Source organism: Mesorhizobium sp. L-8-3, assembly GCF_016756615.1.
Taxonomy (GTDB): Bacteria; Pseudomonadota; Alphaproteobacteria; order Rhizobiales; family Rhizobiaceae.
The window spans coordinates 7824366-7838578 of record NZ_AP023262.1; the positions used below are offsets into that span (position 1 = coordinate 7824366).

Annotated in this window: 14 protein-coding genes; 1 reads left to right on the forward strand and 13 read right to left on the reverse strand. The window is 65.5% G+C overall.

Annotated features, from left to right (window positions below; genetic code table 11):
- Positions 1-2: 2 nt before the first annotated feature.
- From JN302_RS36060 to JN302_RS36100, 9 genes are all read right to left on the reverse strand, one after another.
- The gene (locus JN302_RS36060) at positions 3-2075 is read right to left on the reverse strand and encodes a hydantoinase/oxoprolinase family protein (protein WP_202330779.1); all 2073 of its coding nucleotides are present in this window, start codon (positions 2073-2075) and stop codon (positions 3-5) included.
- Entirely contained in the window at positions 2072-2578 is a 507-nt protein-coding gene (locus tag JN302_RS36065; protein ID WP_202330780.1) for a GAF domain-containing protein, read from the reverse strand. The genes JN302_RS36060 and JN302_RS36065 overlap by 4 nt, the downstream gene beginning before the upstream one ends.
- Positions 2565-3380, reverse strand: coding sequence for an ABC transporter ATP-binding protein (locus tag JN302_RS36070; RefSeq protein ID WP_202330781.1), 816 nt, complete (start codon positions 3378-3380; stop codon positions 2565-2567). The genes JN302_RS36065 and JN302_RS36070 overlap by 14 nt, the downstream gene beginning before the upstream one ends.
- Positions 3381-3600: 220 nt before the next feature.
- The gene (locus JN302_RS36075) at positions 3601-4482 is read right to left on the reverse strand and encodes an ABC transporter ATP-binding protein (RefSeq protein WP_202330782.1); all 882 of its coding nucleotides are present in this window, start codon (positions 4480-4482) and stop codon (positions 3601-3603) included.
- A complete protein-coding gene (locus tag JN302_RS36080; protein ID WP_202309094.1) occupies positions 4479-5312 on the reverse strand; it encodes an ABC transporter permease in 834 nt (277 codons plus the stop codon). The genes JN302_RS36075 and JN302_RS36080 overlap by 4 nt, the downstream gene beginning before the upstream one ends.
- Position 5313: 1 nt before the next feature.
- On the reverse strand, positions 5314-6339 hold the full coding sequence (locus JN302_RS36085; protein WP_202330783.1) for an ABC transporter permease: 1026 nt from the start codon (positions 6337-6339) through the stop codon (positions 5314-5316).
- Positions 6340-6402: 63 nt separating this feature from the next.
- A complete protein-coding gene (locus tag JN302_RS36090; protein WP_202330784.1) occupies positions 6403-8001 on the reverse strand; it encodes an ABC transporter substrate-binding protein in 1599 nt (532 codons plus the stop codon).
- Positions 7998-8708 carry a helix-turn-helix domain-containing protein gene (locus JN302_RS36095; RefSeq protein ID WP_202330785.1) on the reverse strand — a complete coding sequence of 237 codons (711 nt, stop codon included), beginning with the start codon at positions 8706-8708 and terminating at the stop codon, positions 7998-8000. The genes JN302_RS36090 and JN302_RS36095 overlap by 4 nt, the downstream gene beginning before the upstream one ends.
- A gap of 121 nt (positions 8709-8829) precedes the next feature.
- A complete protein-coding gene (locus JN302_RS36100) occupies positions 8830-9576 on the reverse strand; it encodes a phosphoribosyltransferase (protein ID WP_244846111.1) in 747 nt (248 codons plus the stop codon).
- Between the two features lie 120 nt (positions 9577-9696).
- On the opposite strand from JN302_RS36100, the gene JN302_RS36105 reads away from it, so the two are divergent.
- Positions 9697-10866: a M20 aminoacylase family protein gene (locus tag JN302_RS36105; protein ID WP_202330787.1), complete on the forward strand. Its 1170-nt coding sequence runs from the start codon at positions 9697-9699 to the stop codon at positions 10864-10866.
- A 135-nt stretch (positions 10867-11001) separates the two neighbouring features.
- On the opposite strand, the gene JN302_RS36110 is transcribed toward JN302_RS36105, so the two are convergent.
- The 4 genes from JN302_RS36110 to JN302_RS36125 all read right to left on the reverse strand — a co-directional run bounded on the left by JN302_RS36110 (position 11002) and on the right by JN302_RS36125 (position 14211).
- Positions 11002-11397, reverse strand: coding sequence for a type II toxin-antitoxin system VapC family toxin (locus tag JN302_RS36110; RefSeq protein ID WP_202330788.1), 396 nt, complete (start codon positions 11395-11397; stop codon positions 11002-11004).
- The gene (locus JN302_RS36115; protein WP_202330789.1) at positions 11394-11645 is read right to left on the reverse strand and encodes a type II toxin-antitoxin system VapB family antitoxin; all 252 of its coding nucleotides are present in this window, start codon (positions 11643-11645) and stop codon (positions 11394-11396) included. The genes JN302_RS36110 and JN302_RS36115 overlap by 4 nt, the downstream gene beginning before the upstream one ends.
- Before the next feature lie 118 nt (positions 11646-11763).
- A complete protein-coding gene (locus JN302_RS36120; RefSeq protein WP_202330790.1) occupies positions 11764-12684 on the reverse strand; it encodes a nucleoside hydrolase in 921 nt (306 codons plus the stop codon).
- Between the two features lie 111 nt (positions 12685-12795).
- Complete coding sequence (locus JN302_RS36125) at positions 12796-14211, reverse strand: dipeptidase (protein ID WP_202330791.1); 1416 nt, start codon at positions 14209-14211, stop codon at positions 12796-12798.
- Between the last annotated feature and the right edge of the window lie 2 nt (positions 14212-14213).

The window sequence follows — 14213 nt, forward strand, 5'->3', positions numbered from 1 at the left end:
TCCTACGCCTTCAGATGGATGTGGATGTTGCCGTAGCCGTCGACCTCGACCTGGTTGCCGGGATGGACGACGACTGTGGTGCCGGGATCCTCGACGATGGCCGGGCCGACGAAGCGCATGTTCGGCCTCAGCCTGGTGCCGTCATAGATCTTTGCCTTGTGGATGCCTTCCAGCGCATAGTCGACGTCGCGCTCGCCCTTGAGCGCACTCGCCGTGTCGGCCCCGCCGCCCTCGCGCTCCTTCATGGTGAGCTTGCCGACCTCGGCCGAGGCGACGAGATGGATGCCGACCATCTCGACGGGCGCGTCGAGCCTGTAGGTGTATTCGCGCTCATAGGTCTCGTGGAAGGCGGCCTCGATCTCGGAGAGGCGATCGTCGCTGACCTTGCCCTCGATCAGCACTTCCGTGGTGTGCTCCTGGTTCTGGTAGCGGAACTTGCCGTAGCGCAGGAAACGCACCTTGCCGGGCTCGACGCCCTCGGCCGCGAACTGGGCCCTGGCGCGCTCCTCGCTCTCGGCGAAGACCGCTTCGATGCCCGATGCCGCGCCCTTCTTCAGGTCGGCGAGACGGGTGACGAAATAGTCGCGGCGCAGGTCGCTCATCATCATGCCCCAGGCCGAGAACACCGAGGCGCCGGCCGGCACGACGACCTTCGCGACGCCCAGCTCCTGGCCAAGTGCGACGCCGTGCATGGCGCCGCCGCCGCCGAAGACGACGAGGGTGAAGTCGCGCGGGTCATGGCCGCGGTTCAGCGAGACGAGCTTCAGCGCGTTGACCATGTTGTTGTTGGCGATGCGGATGATGCCGCGCGCCGCCTCGTCGGGACCGACGCCGAGCTTCTCGCCGACCGCCGTGATCGCCGCCTCGGCGGCCTTCATGTCGGCGACCACTTCGCCGCCGCAGAAATAGTCCTTGTTGATGCGGCCGAGCCAGAGATTGGCGTCGGTGGTGGTCGCCTTGTCGCCACCGCGGCCATAGGCGGCGGGGCCGGGCACGGCGCCGGCCGACTGCGGGCCGACATGCAGCTTGCCGAAATCGTCGACCCAGGCGATCGAGCCGCCGCCATTGCCGATCTCCACCAGGTCGACCACCGGCACCATGATGGGATAGCCGGCAGAGGTGCGGTCGCGTTCGATCCAGTAGTCGGTCTTGATCTTGACCTCGCCGTTCTCGATCAGCGAGCACTTGGCAGTGGTCCCGCCGATGTCGAGAGCCAGCACGTTGCGCTTGCGGATCAGCTTGCCGAGCTCGGCCGCGCCCCAGAAGCCCGACGCCGGGCCTGACTCGACCATGGTGATCGGGATCTTCGAGACCGATTCCAGCGAGTCGACGCCGCAGTTGGACTGCATGATGTAGGGGCTTTTCCTGAGCCCCTTCTCCCTCAGCCCGTTGTGAAGGCGGGAGAGATAGCGCTCGGCCGTGGGCTGCACATAGGCCGACAGCACGGCCGTGTTGGAGCGCTCATATTCGCGCCATTCGCGGGTGATCTGATGCGAGGACACCACCGACACGCCGGGCCAGAGCTTCTCGATCCCGGCGAGGGCGGCCTGCTCGTGTCCCGTATTGGCGTAGGAATGCAGGAAGCAGACGGCGATCGCTTCGACGCCTTCCTCCCTGAAATCGTCGAGGATGGCGGGAAGGCCGGAGAGATCCAGCGGCTTCAGCTCCTCGCCCTTGTAGGAGATGCGCCCCGGCAGCTCGCGCCTGAGATAGCGCGGCACGAAAGGCTTCGGCTTCTCGTAGTGGAGGTTGAAGAAATCAGGGCGGTTGCCCCGGGCGATCTCCAACGTGTCGCGGAAACCCTCGGTGGTGATCAATCCGACCTTGACGCCCTTGCGCTCGGTGAGCGCGTTGATGACCACGGTCGTGCCGTGGGCGAGGAAATCGACCGTTGCCGGATCGACGTTGCCCTTCTCCAGCACATTGAGGACGCCCTGCTCGAAATTCGGCGGCGTGGTGTCGGACTTGGCGGTGATGATGCGCGCTTCGCCGGTGGCGTGATCGGTCTCGAAACAGACCAGATCCGTGAATGTGCCGCCGACGTCGGTCGCGACGCGTATCGTCTTGTTGCTCATGCCTGTCCTCCCTTGGCATCGCGCTGGTTGAGCAGAAGGCAGACGGCGCCGGGCAGCTTCAGCGCTTCCGCGGCCTCGACCTTCTCTTCGGTGTAGAAACCCTTCTCATGCAGGCAGTTGATGGTGCCGAGAACCTCGCCGCCGATGACGACGGGAACATTGATGACGCTCTCGCAGCCGAGCGACCTGATGAGCTCGTGATCGTAGAACACTGCGGCGATGCCCTCGATGTCGTTGGCGACGAAGGTGCGCTTCTCCCTGATCACCTGGCGCGTCCAGTCCGTCTCGTTGGCCGGCTTGGTGCCGGAGACAGGATAGGCGTCGGGCATGTTGGAATAGATGCGGCCGGCCGTGCCGGTCTTGTGGTCGTGCGTCATGACGGTGAAGAGCTTCACGCCGACGACGTCGCGGGTGAACGCGCAAAGCGCATCGAAAGCGGCTTGCGGATCCGTTCTTTCGGCAGCGATGGCCTTGGTGAAGGAGGAATAGTCAGGCATCTGCATTGGTCTTCTCCATAAGCCGGGCGCGCAGTTCCGCCTCGTCGGCGGTGACGACCGGTACGGCGCCGATAAGCCGGCGCGTATAGGCGTGCTCGGGCCTGGCGAACACCGTCCCGGTCGGGTTGAGCTCGACGAGCCGGCCCTTCTCGAAAACGGCGACGCGGTCGGCGATGTTGCGGACCACCGAGAGGTCGTGGGTGATGAAGATGTAGGTGAGGCCGCGCTTCTCACGCAGTTCGCTGAGCAGCTTCAGAACGCGCGCCTGCACCAGCACGTCGAGCGCCGAGGTCGGCTCGTCGAGCACCACGATCTCCGACTGGCAGGCGAGCGCGCGGGCAATCGCCACGCGCTGGCGCTGGCCGCCCGACAAGGCCGCGGGGCTGCGCTTGCGGAACTCCGCCGGCAGCCCGACTTCTTCCAGCAACTGGCCGGTGCGTTCGGCCCGGCCGGCCCGGTCGCCGATGCCGTGAACGTCAAGCGCCAGCCGCAGCGATGCGCCGATGGAGCGCCGCGGGTTGAGCGACGAGAGCGGGTTCTGCTGGACGAGCTGGATCGCGCGGCGATGGGCGAGGTCGCGTCGGGCCGGCAGCGCGCTGCCGCGGAAGGTGATCTCGCCCAGCGTCTGCGGATAGATGCCGAGGATCATATTGGCGATGGTCGACTTGCCTGAGCCGGACTCCCCGACGATCGCCAGGCACTCGCCCTCGTGGACGTCGAAGGAGACGTCGTCGACGGCCCGGACTTCGCGCCCGGCCGTCCTGAAGATCTTGGAGACGTTGCGCAGGGAGAGCAGAGGATGGGTCATGCGGGGCGCCTCTGCATGGATCGACTTGGCCCACTATTGCGCGTCGCTTTGCCCCCCTCTGGCCTGCCGGCCATCTCCCCCTCAAGGGGGGAGATCGGCAGCTTCGATGTGGGCGACATACCTACAACGTCGGCGATTGGCGAAAGCAGCCGCGACAGCCAATCTCCCCCTTTGAGGGGGAGATGGCCGGCAGGCCAGGGGGGGGTAAAGCGACGCGCGTTCATCGTGCCACCTCCGGCTCGCCGTAGCCTTCATGCACCACGAGCGGGTCGAAATAGGAGGGCGAGGCGTCCTCGATCTCGGGAATGCCGCCGCCGGTGATGCGCGGCACCGCCCGCATCAAGGCGCGCGTGTAGGGATGGCGCGGATTCTCGAACAGGCCTGCCGCCGGTCCCTGCTCGACGATGCGACCCTTGTAGATGACGTAGACGCGGTCGGCGAATTCGCGCACCACGCCGAGATTGTGCGAGATGAAGAGCACGGCCGTGTGGTGCTTCTCGACGAGGTCGCGCATCAGGCCGAGCGTCTGGGCCTGCACCGTCACGTCGAGCGCGGTGCCGGGCTCGTCTGCGATCAGCAGCGAGGGCTCGTTGGCCAGGGCCATGGCGATCATGACGCGCTGGTTCATGCCGCCGGAGAGCTGGAAGGAATAGGAGTCGAGCACCCGCTCGGGCTCGCTGATGGCCACGTCGGCGAGCGCCGCGGCGGCCTTGCGGCGGGCTTCCTCGACGGAAATGCCTGGCGCGACACGCCGCAGCACCTCGTGGAACTGCGCGCCGATCGTGTAGACCGGGTTGAGCGAGGAAGTCGGATCCTGGAAGATCATCGACATCCTGGTGCCGCGCAGGCCGTGCCGTTCACGCTCCGACAGCCTCGCAAGGTCGCGGCCCTCGAATTCGACAAGACCGGAGATCCGGGCGCTCTTCATGGCCTGCAGCAGGCCGAGCACGATGCGCGCCGTCACCGACTTGCCGGAGCCGGATTCGCCGACCAAGGCGACACGCTCGCCCTTGCCGATATGGAGCGAGATGCCGTGCAGCACGTCGACCGTGCCGGAATAGCTGCGGAAGCCGAGCTTGAGATCGCGGATGCGAAGCGTCATTGGTCGCCTCCCAGGATCTCGCGCAGCGCGTCGCCGACAAGGTTGAAACCGAAAACGGCGACCAGAATGGCCAGGCCGGGGAACACGGTCAGCCACCACGAATCCGGCAGATATTTCGCTCCGTCGGCCACCATGGAGCCGAGATCAGGCGTCGGTGGCTGCACGCCGAGGCCGAGGAAGGACAGGGACGAGGCGATGAGGATGACGAAGCCCAGGTCGAGCGTCATCTTGGTGAGGATCGAGGGCACGCAGTTCGGCAGGATCTCGCGGAACATGACATGCAACTTCGACGCACCGATGACCTCGGCGGCGAGCACATAGCCCTCCTCCCGCTCGGCGCGGGTGAGATTGTAGACGAGACGCGTATACCAGGGCCACCACATGGCGGTGACCGCGATCATGCCGTTGGTGAGCGTCGGCTCGAGCAGGCCCATCATCGACATGGCCAGGACCAGCGGCGGGATCGACAGGAAGACGTCGGTCAGCCGCATCAGGGCATATTCGACCCAGCCTCCGAGATAGCCCGCGGCAAGCCCGATCGTCACGCCGATCGGCACGGCGATCGCCAGGACCACCACCCCCAGGATCAGCGAGATGCGGTAGGCGTAGACGACGCGGGTGAAGAGGTCGCGCCCGACGAGATCGGTCCCGAAGATATAGGGCCATTCGGGCGGCCTGTTGAAATTGGCGAAGTCGACCACGGCGCCGACATGCTCCGGGAAGGGCGTGATGAAATCGGCGAAGATCGCCGAGAACACGACCAGCCCTATGAGCACCAGGCCGAGCAGAGACAGCGGGTTGCGCAACAGGATGAAGAGGGTGCGCTTCATGTCACGAAGCCCTCTGCGAATAGCGGATGCGCGGATTGATGAAGGCGATCAGAAGGTCGACCACGACGTTGACGATAAGGAACATGGCCGAGATGATCAGCACCGTGCCGACGATGGCGTTAAGGTCCTTCCTGAGGATCACGGCGACGCCGTAGCGCGAAAGGCCAGGCCACGCGAAGACGGCCTCGACGAGGAAGGCGTTGCCGAGCATCGCCGCGAAATCGAGGCCGATGATGGTCAGCGACGGGATCATCGACGGCCTGAAGGCGTAGCGCCGGGCGATGCGCTTTTCCGGGAAGCCGTAGGACTGCGCCATCTCGATATAAGGACGCTCATAGGTCTCGACCATGTTGGAGCGCGTCAGCCGGGCCGCCTGACCGATGCCCGAAAGTGCCAGCGCAAAGGCGGGAAGGACGATGTGCCAGGCCGCGTTGGCGAAGGCCTTGAGATTGCCCGCAAGCAAAGTGTCGACCAGGAGGAAGCCGGTGACAGGAGCCACAGCGATCGTATCCGATATGCGGCCGGCGATGGGGAAAAGCGGCAGGAAAAAGGCGAAGACCAGCATCAGGATCACCGCCCAGACAAAGGCCGGCGCAGAGACGCCGAGCAGCGTGACGAGGCGGACAGCATTGTCGATCCAGCTGTCGCGATAGCGCGCCGACAGGATGCCCAGCGGCAGGCCGAAGACGACCATCATCAGGCCGGCGACGATCACCAGTTCGAGCGTCGCAGGCAGGAACTGGGCTATGTCAGAGGTCACCGGACGATTGGTGTAGAGCGAGACGCCGAGATCGCCACGAAAGAGATCGGCGACGAAATAGCCATATTGGGTGACGAGCGACTGATCGAGATGCAGCTTGTCGCGCAGCGCCGTCACCTGCTCGGCGGTCGCGTTCGGTCCGAGCGCGATGCGCGCCGGATCGCCGGGAATAACCCGGGCTATGGCGAAGATCAGCATGGAAACCCCGATCAACACGATCAAAGAGGTGCCCAGCCGCTTCGCGAGGAGGCGGATGACAGCAGGCATCGCAAGACGCTTCCTTGTTGGGCGAGGGTCGGCGGCGTGCCGTCGCCCCTCGCCGGACCCGGCCTATTCGTTCATTTCCATCAGGCGGAAGGTGAAGCCCATTCCGCTGAGGCTGAAGGCCTTGCTCTTGTCGGACAGTGCGGGCACCGACACCCGCTTGCTGGCCGCGAACACCGAATTCTGGTCATAGGCGAAGATGGTCGGCGCGAGCTCGCGCAGGCGATTGCCGACTTCCGTGTAGACCGCGGCGCGCTCCTCGTCCGAAGTGACGACACGCCCCTTGTCGAGCAGTTCATCGACCTTGGCGTCCTTGAGATATTCCGGCGACTGCCAGGTGCCGACCGCCGAGGAATGATACATGCCGTAGATCAGCGTATCGGGGTCGCCCGTGACCGCATTGACGAAGACCTGGGAGATGTTGGGCGTGTTCTCGGGCTTGGTGACCTGCTCGGTGAACAGCGCCCACGGGATCTTCTTCACTTCGGACTTGATGCCGATCTCGGCGAAATTCGCCTGCATCAGCAGCGCGAAACGCTCCTCGAGCGGAACTTCGCCTACCCAGGACAGTTCGACGGTGAACTCGTCGGGCTTGTACTTGCAGTCGGCCAGATACTTCTTGGCGGCATCGAGGTCGCGCTTGTAGGCGTCCGTTTCGGGCAGGGCGCCGAGCATGCCGACCGGCAGGGCACCGGTCGCAGGGCTGCCCTGTGAAACCGTGTCGGTGATGGCGACCATCTTGATGGCGGTGGCGTAGTCGAAGGCGTTGGACATGGCCAGGCGGCAATTCTGGTCGTCGAACGGCTTCTTCGCCGTGTTCATCTTCACGTAGAAGCCGGCGCCGCCCGATTCCGTCAGAACCTGCGCGCCCTCGGCGGCCAGCGACTTCAGCACCTCCGGCGGCAGCCACTGCGAGGAGATGTCGTGCTCGCCCTGCGAGATCAGCGTGCGCACCGTGGCGGCCTCGAGACCGTAGCGGAAGCGCACCGTATCCGGCGCCTTGGCGGGCACGCCGAGGAAATAGGCGGGATTCTTCGCCATCACGGTTTCCTGCTGCGGATTGTGCGAGGTGACCGTATAGGCGCCCGTGCCGGCTCCATGGGTGGAGAGATAGGCCTGGCCCCAGTCCTTCATGTCGCCGTCGCCGGCGCCGAGGTTCTCCATGACGAGCTTCTTGTCGACGATGGGCAGGCGCAGCAGGGCGGAGACGAAGGGCGAATAGGGCTGAGACAAGGTGAACTTGACCGTGCCGGCATCGACGGCCTCCGCCTTCTCGACCTGGGCAAAAAGATAGGACAGGCCTTGCCCGATCGTCTTCATGCGATCGAGCGAGAACACCACGTCGTCGGCGGTCAGCGGATTGCCGCTCTGGAACTTCACGTCGGTGCGCAGCTTGAAGGTATAGGTCTTACCGTCGGTCTCCCAGCTTTCGGCCAGGTGCGGCACGACACCCGCCCCGCCCTGCTTGGACAGCACCAGCGTGTCGTAGACGTTGAACATGAGGATCGAGTCGGCATAGTCGGTGGCCTTGGCCGGATCCAGTTCGCCGACCGCCACCTCGTCGAGGCGAAGCACCGTTTCGGCGGTTGCCTGGCTGACGGCGGCAAGGCTCAACGCGGTGCTCGCGACCAGTGCCGCAGCGATCGGTTTAAGAAAAATGTTCATGACGACTTCCCCTTGGTTATCTTAGGCTGAGGCCCTCCGGGGGACTTCAGCCTGGGTTGCTTCGGAGCGCTCTTGCGGCCGCGCGCCCGCGACACGGCCATGCTTGTCTCGGGGCGACCCGTCGGCGTGCCGTCCCCGAATACATCCATCGTGCAGGTATGCAGGATGGTGGTGTTCCGGTCGGTGTGGTTCCACGTCACATGCGTCCGGATCGACGGAAAGTGGATGGAATCGCCCGTCTCCAATATGTTCGGCTCGCCGTCGATCTCGACGGTCAGGGCGCCTTCCAGGATGTAGTAGATCTCCTCTCCCTCATGCGACATCGGCTCGCTGCGGAAACCCGGCGGCTCGTGGATCAGCACGCTGCGCAGCACGTTCCCGGGAAAGGACGCCGAGAGGCGCTCGTAGCTGATGGCGTTGCCGCCGACCGCATAGATGGGGCGCTGATCGTGCCGCGTGACGGGCTGATCGCCGCGCGGCTGCGAAAGGAAATCGCTCACTTCCGACTTCAGCACCCGGCAGACGGAGATCAGCGACGTCAGGGAGGGTATGGTGATGCCGCGCTCGATCTGCGAGATGAAGCCGACCGAGAGGCCTGCGGCGTCCGCGACATCCTTGAGCGTCAAACCGAGTGCCTGGCGACGATCGCGCAGCCGCGTTCCCAGTGGGTCCGCGAACTCAGTCGATGCCTCGGCTCTCTGACTCAACCACTCCTCCGATTTTAGTATTGCTAAAATCTTTGCGCATCACGCGACGGGAGTCAACAGCAATTTTAGCACCACTAAAATCGATGAAAAGGCCCGGGCCGGCTTTTCCGGCACGTCTTTTCTAACCAAATGAAAAAGCTTCGCCTTCCGGGCTCCAAAGACCATCCTCGGACCTGGCGAGGCGTGGCGAGGCAAGCGCCGCCGTCACGATTGCGGGAACACCGGGATCGAAATCTGCGAGCGTCGCACGCCAGCGCTCGCCCTGCAGCATGGCCGCGACGATGCCGACGGGCGTGATGCCGGCCTTGGCCAGAAGCGCAAGCACCGCACGGATCGAGGCTCCGGAGCTTATGACGTCGTCGACCACGACGACGCGGCGGCGCCCGATCAGCGGCAGCATCCTGGGGTCGAGGAAGATGCGCTTGGCATGGGCCGGGCTGGTGATCGACGACATCGGCTCGGAGAGACCGTCGTCATACCAGAACTTGCGCGAGGTCCCCAGCGCCACCATGCGGTCGTGGCCGAGCCGGCGCGCGACACCATTGGCGAGCGGCAGGCCGAGGGTCGGAACGCCGATCACGACCTCGGGCTCGAAGCGCGCGGCACGCTCCGCCATGGCATCGCAGAGCGCGTCCTCGACGGCGAAGCTCGCCTGATTGACGATGAGCGAGGCGACGGCCGCGCTGCCATCACCGGGAAGGACGCGGATCGGCAGCGCGATCTGTCGGCCGTCCGGCAGCGCCGCCGGATAGAGGTCTCGCCACGCCTGGCCGGCCCCCGACGCGAAGGTGCCCGCGGGATAGACGACCTGCCAGAAGTCGTGCGGCCTGAAGTCATGCGGTGAGGTTCGATCAGGAACGAGTGGCAAAGCTCGGCTTTCTGTAGCAGAAGGACTGGGATGGGGCCGCGTCGGCGCCCGATGGATTTCGTATCGCGCGGGGTGCAGGAAAGCATGCATGACCGTGCGATGTCACGTTGGAGTTCGGCCATGCGCAAATCTGATACGGCGGAATGGGAGATGCTGACGGCTCTCAGGCGCGACCTCCACGCCCATCCCGAACTCGGCTTCGAGGAGACGCGCACCAGCGCCATCGTGGAGAAAGTGCTTGCCGAAGCCGGTCTTGCGGTCCATTCCGGGCTCGGCAAGACCGGCATCGTCGCTACGCTGCGGTTCGGCGAAGACGGCAGGCGCATCGCGCTCCGCGCCGACATGGATGCGCTCGCCATGCCGGAAACGGCCGAAGCGCGGCCTTATAAATCGACGATACCAGGCAAGATGCATGCCTGCGGCCATGACGGCCATACGGCCATGCTCATCGGCGCGGCGCGCCGGCTCGCCGGGCGGCGCGACCTGTCGGGAACGGTGCATTTCATCTTCCAGCCGGCGGAGGAAGGGCGCGGCGGCGCAAGGGCGATGATCGACGACGGCTTCTTCAAGCTGTTTCCCGTCGACGCCGTCTATGGGCTGCATAATATGCCGGGTCTGGAACCGGACGAGATGGCGGTCGTCGCCGGCCCGCAGCTCGCCTCCTCGGACCGCTGGTCGGTGACCTTCGAGGGCGTCGGCACGCATGGGGCAAAACCTCATTTCGGGCGTGACGCCGTTACGGCGGCCGGGCAGTTCCTGACCGCGCTGCACACGATCGTGGCGCGCCGCATCGACCCGCTGCAGCCGGCCGTCGTCAGCGCCTGCGCCATCGAAGGCGGCAGCTTCGAGGCGCTCAACGTGATCCCCGACGAGGTGCGGATCGGCGGCACGGCGCGCGCCTTCACGCCTGCGGTGCGCGACCAGATCGAGGAGGAGATCGGCCATCTGGCCCAGACGACCGCTGCGCTCTACGGCATCCGCCACAGCTATGCCTACCGCCGCCAGATGCCGCCCGTGATCAACGACGCCAATGCGGCGGCCCGCGCGCTGGCCGCCGCGCGCAGCGCGCTCGGCGCCGACAAGGTCCGCACGGCCTTCGAGCCATCGACCGCCGGCGACGACTTCGCCATGTTCAGCATCGAGGTGCCGGGCGCCTATGTCTGGCTCGGCAACGGCCCTGCCGAGGACGGCGCGCTCCACCACAACAGCCGCTACGACTTCAACGATGCGGCGATCCCGTCAGGCGTGAAGTTCTGGACGACGCTGGTGGAGCAGGAACTGGCGAGGTAGTGCGAACGCTGCTCATTACGGCGCCTTCACATGGACGGGTCTCCGACGGTTTCGATGGGTTGCTCCTTCCTACGAGCCGTTCGAGCTTCCAGACCACGAGCCTATCGTCCTCGCGATCGAGGGCGCGGTATCCAATCAGCGCCATTGTTCGATGTCAGTGTGCGTGAAGTCGTCGCCCTTGAACAGCAAGGGAGCCGACAGGCTTTTGGCGAGGGCATAGGCGGCGCAATCGGCAAGATTCAGTCTTGCCATCGAGTGAAGGCCTTTGCCGAACCGCCCGAAGGCCTCCGAGGCGGCACGCGCCTGGTTCTCGTCGAACGGCGCAACCTCAATGCCGTTGGCCGCGAGGAAGTGCCAGAAGTCTTGGGCGCTCTCGGAGCCGCCGCGTGCGCGCAGGATCATCGCAGACTCGTGCGCGTTGACCGCCGACATCACGAGATGGTCGGCAGACGCAAGGGCTTCCGCGAGCGATTGGGCGTCATCCTCGGCTTGCAGAATCGCGATGACAGCCGACGAGTCAACGACCATCATGGCGCGTTGAGGTCATCGGCGATCTCCTGCGGGGAGCGCGGATCGAGCACCGGGCGGGCAGCGACCTTCCTGCCGAAAGCGAGCATTTCAGCAGCTGTCATTCGACGCTTGGCCGGTTCTTCGTCGGAAAGGCCGAGCGCCCTGGCCTCGCGTTCGAGCGCAGTGCGGACCAAGTCCTCGGGCTTGCGGCCGACCCGTGCCGCGACCCGGCGCGCGAGTTCTTCGGTGTCATGAGTTAGCCGCAACATCGCCTTTCTCTCGGAATTCGTCACCAGATAACATATTGCCTCGTGAGACCAAAACAAGCGGCGGTTTCGGGAGCAGCCGCGGCTACGCCACATCGGCTGACGCTTGCCCAATCCGCCCTCAAACCGATCTCCTCGCCAGCCGTTCGATCAGCAGGCGAAGCACCGCGGCCCCGTCGACCGACGTCGCCACGTTGAGGTCAGCACTTTCGGACTCGTCAACGACCAACCCACCGGCGTCAGGCCCGTTGCCGGTGTCGACCGAAAGCTTCAGCGTCTCATGGCCGAATAGGGCCGGAGCGATGCAGTGGAGCATGACGCAAGGGTCGTGCAGGGGCCGGCTCTCGCGGCCGTCGCCGGATTGAAAATAGGCATCGACGAGATCGGCGCAGGCGATCGCCGCGGGCGTGCCCGCCGCCTTGAGCGCGGCGGTGTCGGCGCGCGTGGCTCGCACCTTGCGTGTCACGTCGAGCGGGATCAGGACGAGATCGAGCCCGGCCCGCAGGACGATGGCGGCGGCTTCCGGATCGGCGGCGAGGTTGAACTCCGAGCGCGGACCGATGTTTCCCGGCTCGCGCACCGCACCACCCATGACGACGACCCTTCCGATCCGCGCGGCCGATGCGGGATGTTCGAGCAGGAGACGGGCGATGTTGGTCAGCGGGCCGAGCGCCAGGATGTCGAGCGACTTTTGCGGTCGCCTGTCCAGGTGGGCGGCGAGCCAGACGACGGCGTTCTCTTCCGCAGGCGGCGCCAGCGGCTCGGGAAATCCGACACCGCCCAGGCCGTCATTGCCGTGTATGTCCGCCGTGTCGAAGCCCTTGCGCGACAGGGGCGCAGGCGCGCCTGATACGACCGCGATATCGCCACGGCCGGCAAGCGCCAGGATGCGGCCGGCATTGCGCGTGGTCGTGGCAATGCCGATGTTGCCTGCGACCGTCGTGATGCCTGCAATGTCGAATTCGGGCGACGCCAAGGCAAGCAGGATCGCCACGGCATCGTCGATGCCGGGGTCGGTGTCGATCACCACGGAACGGCGCATGCTTCAGCGTCCCATCTTCTTGTCTTCACGCAATTCCGGACGCAAAACCGCTGCCCACTTTTGCTGGAATTGCTCTTTGTCTTCACGCAATTCCGGACGCAAAACCGCGGCTCACTTTTGCTGGAATTGCTCTTGCTCGGCAAAGGCCGCGAGGATGCGGATCCACGACCGGATGCCTTTTCGGAAGCTCGACAGGTCGTATTTCTCGTTCGGGCTGTGGACCCGGTTGTCGAAGCGCGCGAAGCCGACCAGCAGCGCATCCATGCCGAGCCGGCGCTTGAACTCGCCGACGATCGGGATCGATCCGCCGGTGCCGGCGACAGCAGCCTCCTTGCCCCATTCGTCGGTGAGCGCGCCGAGCGCCTTCACCAGGAAGGTGCCGTCGATCGGCATCACGGTCGCGGGGCTACCACCATGGGCGCGGAAAGTGACATCGCAATCGTCGGGTACACGCGCCCTGACATGGGCGCGGAAGGCGGAACGGATCTTCTCCGGGTCCTGCCCGGCGACCAGACGGAACGAGATCTTGGCCCGCGCCCTGGCCGGGATGACCGTCTTGAAGCCCTCTTCGGTGTAGCCGCCGACGATGCCGTGGACCTCGCAACTCGGGCGCGCCCAGACCTGTTCCAACACAGAGCGGCCCTTCTCGCCCGCCGGCTTCTCCAGCCCGACATCCCTCAGGAAACCCTGCTCGTCGAAGGGCAGCCGCTCCCAGCGCTTCCGCACCGCATCGGGCAATTCCTCGACGCCATCGTAGAAACCGGGAATGGCGACACCGCCGTCCGATGTCCTCAGGCTGGCGACGACATCGGCCGTCACCTGCAGCGCATTGCGCGCGGCATTGCCGAACATGCCGGAGTGAAGGTCGCGGCTGGCGCAGGAGATCTCTATCTCCTCCCCCACCAGCCCGCGCAACATGGTGGTGATCGCAGGCGTCTCCTTGTCCCACATGTCGGTGTCGCAAACGAGCATCACGTCGGCCGAGAGTTCGGCAGCCGTGCTCTCGATGAAGGGCAGCATGCTCGGGCTCGAAATCTCCTCCTCGCCTTCGAACAGCATGGAGACCTTGACCGGCAGGCGACCGGTGACCGACTTCCAGGCCCGGCAGGCTTCCACGAAGGTGAGAAGCTGGCCCTTGTCGTCGGAGGCGCCCCGCGCCACGATATGGGTATCGCCGTCGGGCTGCTTCCTGAAGACGGGCTCGAACGGATCGGAGTCCCACAGCGCCAGCGGATCGACCGGCTGCACGTCGTAGTGGCCGTAGAACAGGACATGTGGGCCGTCGGCCGCCTTGTCATGCGCGACGACCATCGGATGGCCCTCGGTCGGCCGAACGGAGGCGTCGAAGCCGAGCGCGGCGAGGTCCGATGCCAGCCATTCCGCCGCCCGCCGGCAATCGCCGGCATGGGCGGGATCGGTCGAAACCGATGGGATGCGGATCAGCGCGGCAAGCCGCGAAAGGCTGTCGTCCAGCGTTGCATCGGCATGGGCCAGAACCGCGTCGAGCCTGCCTGAATTCGTCGTCATGT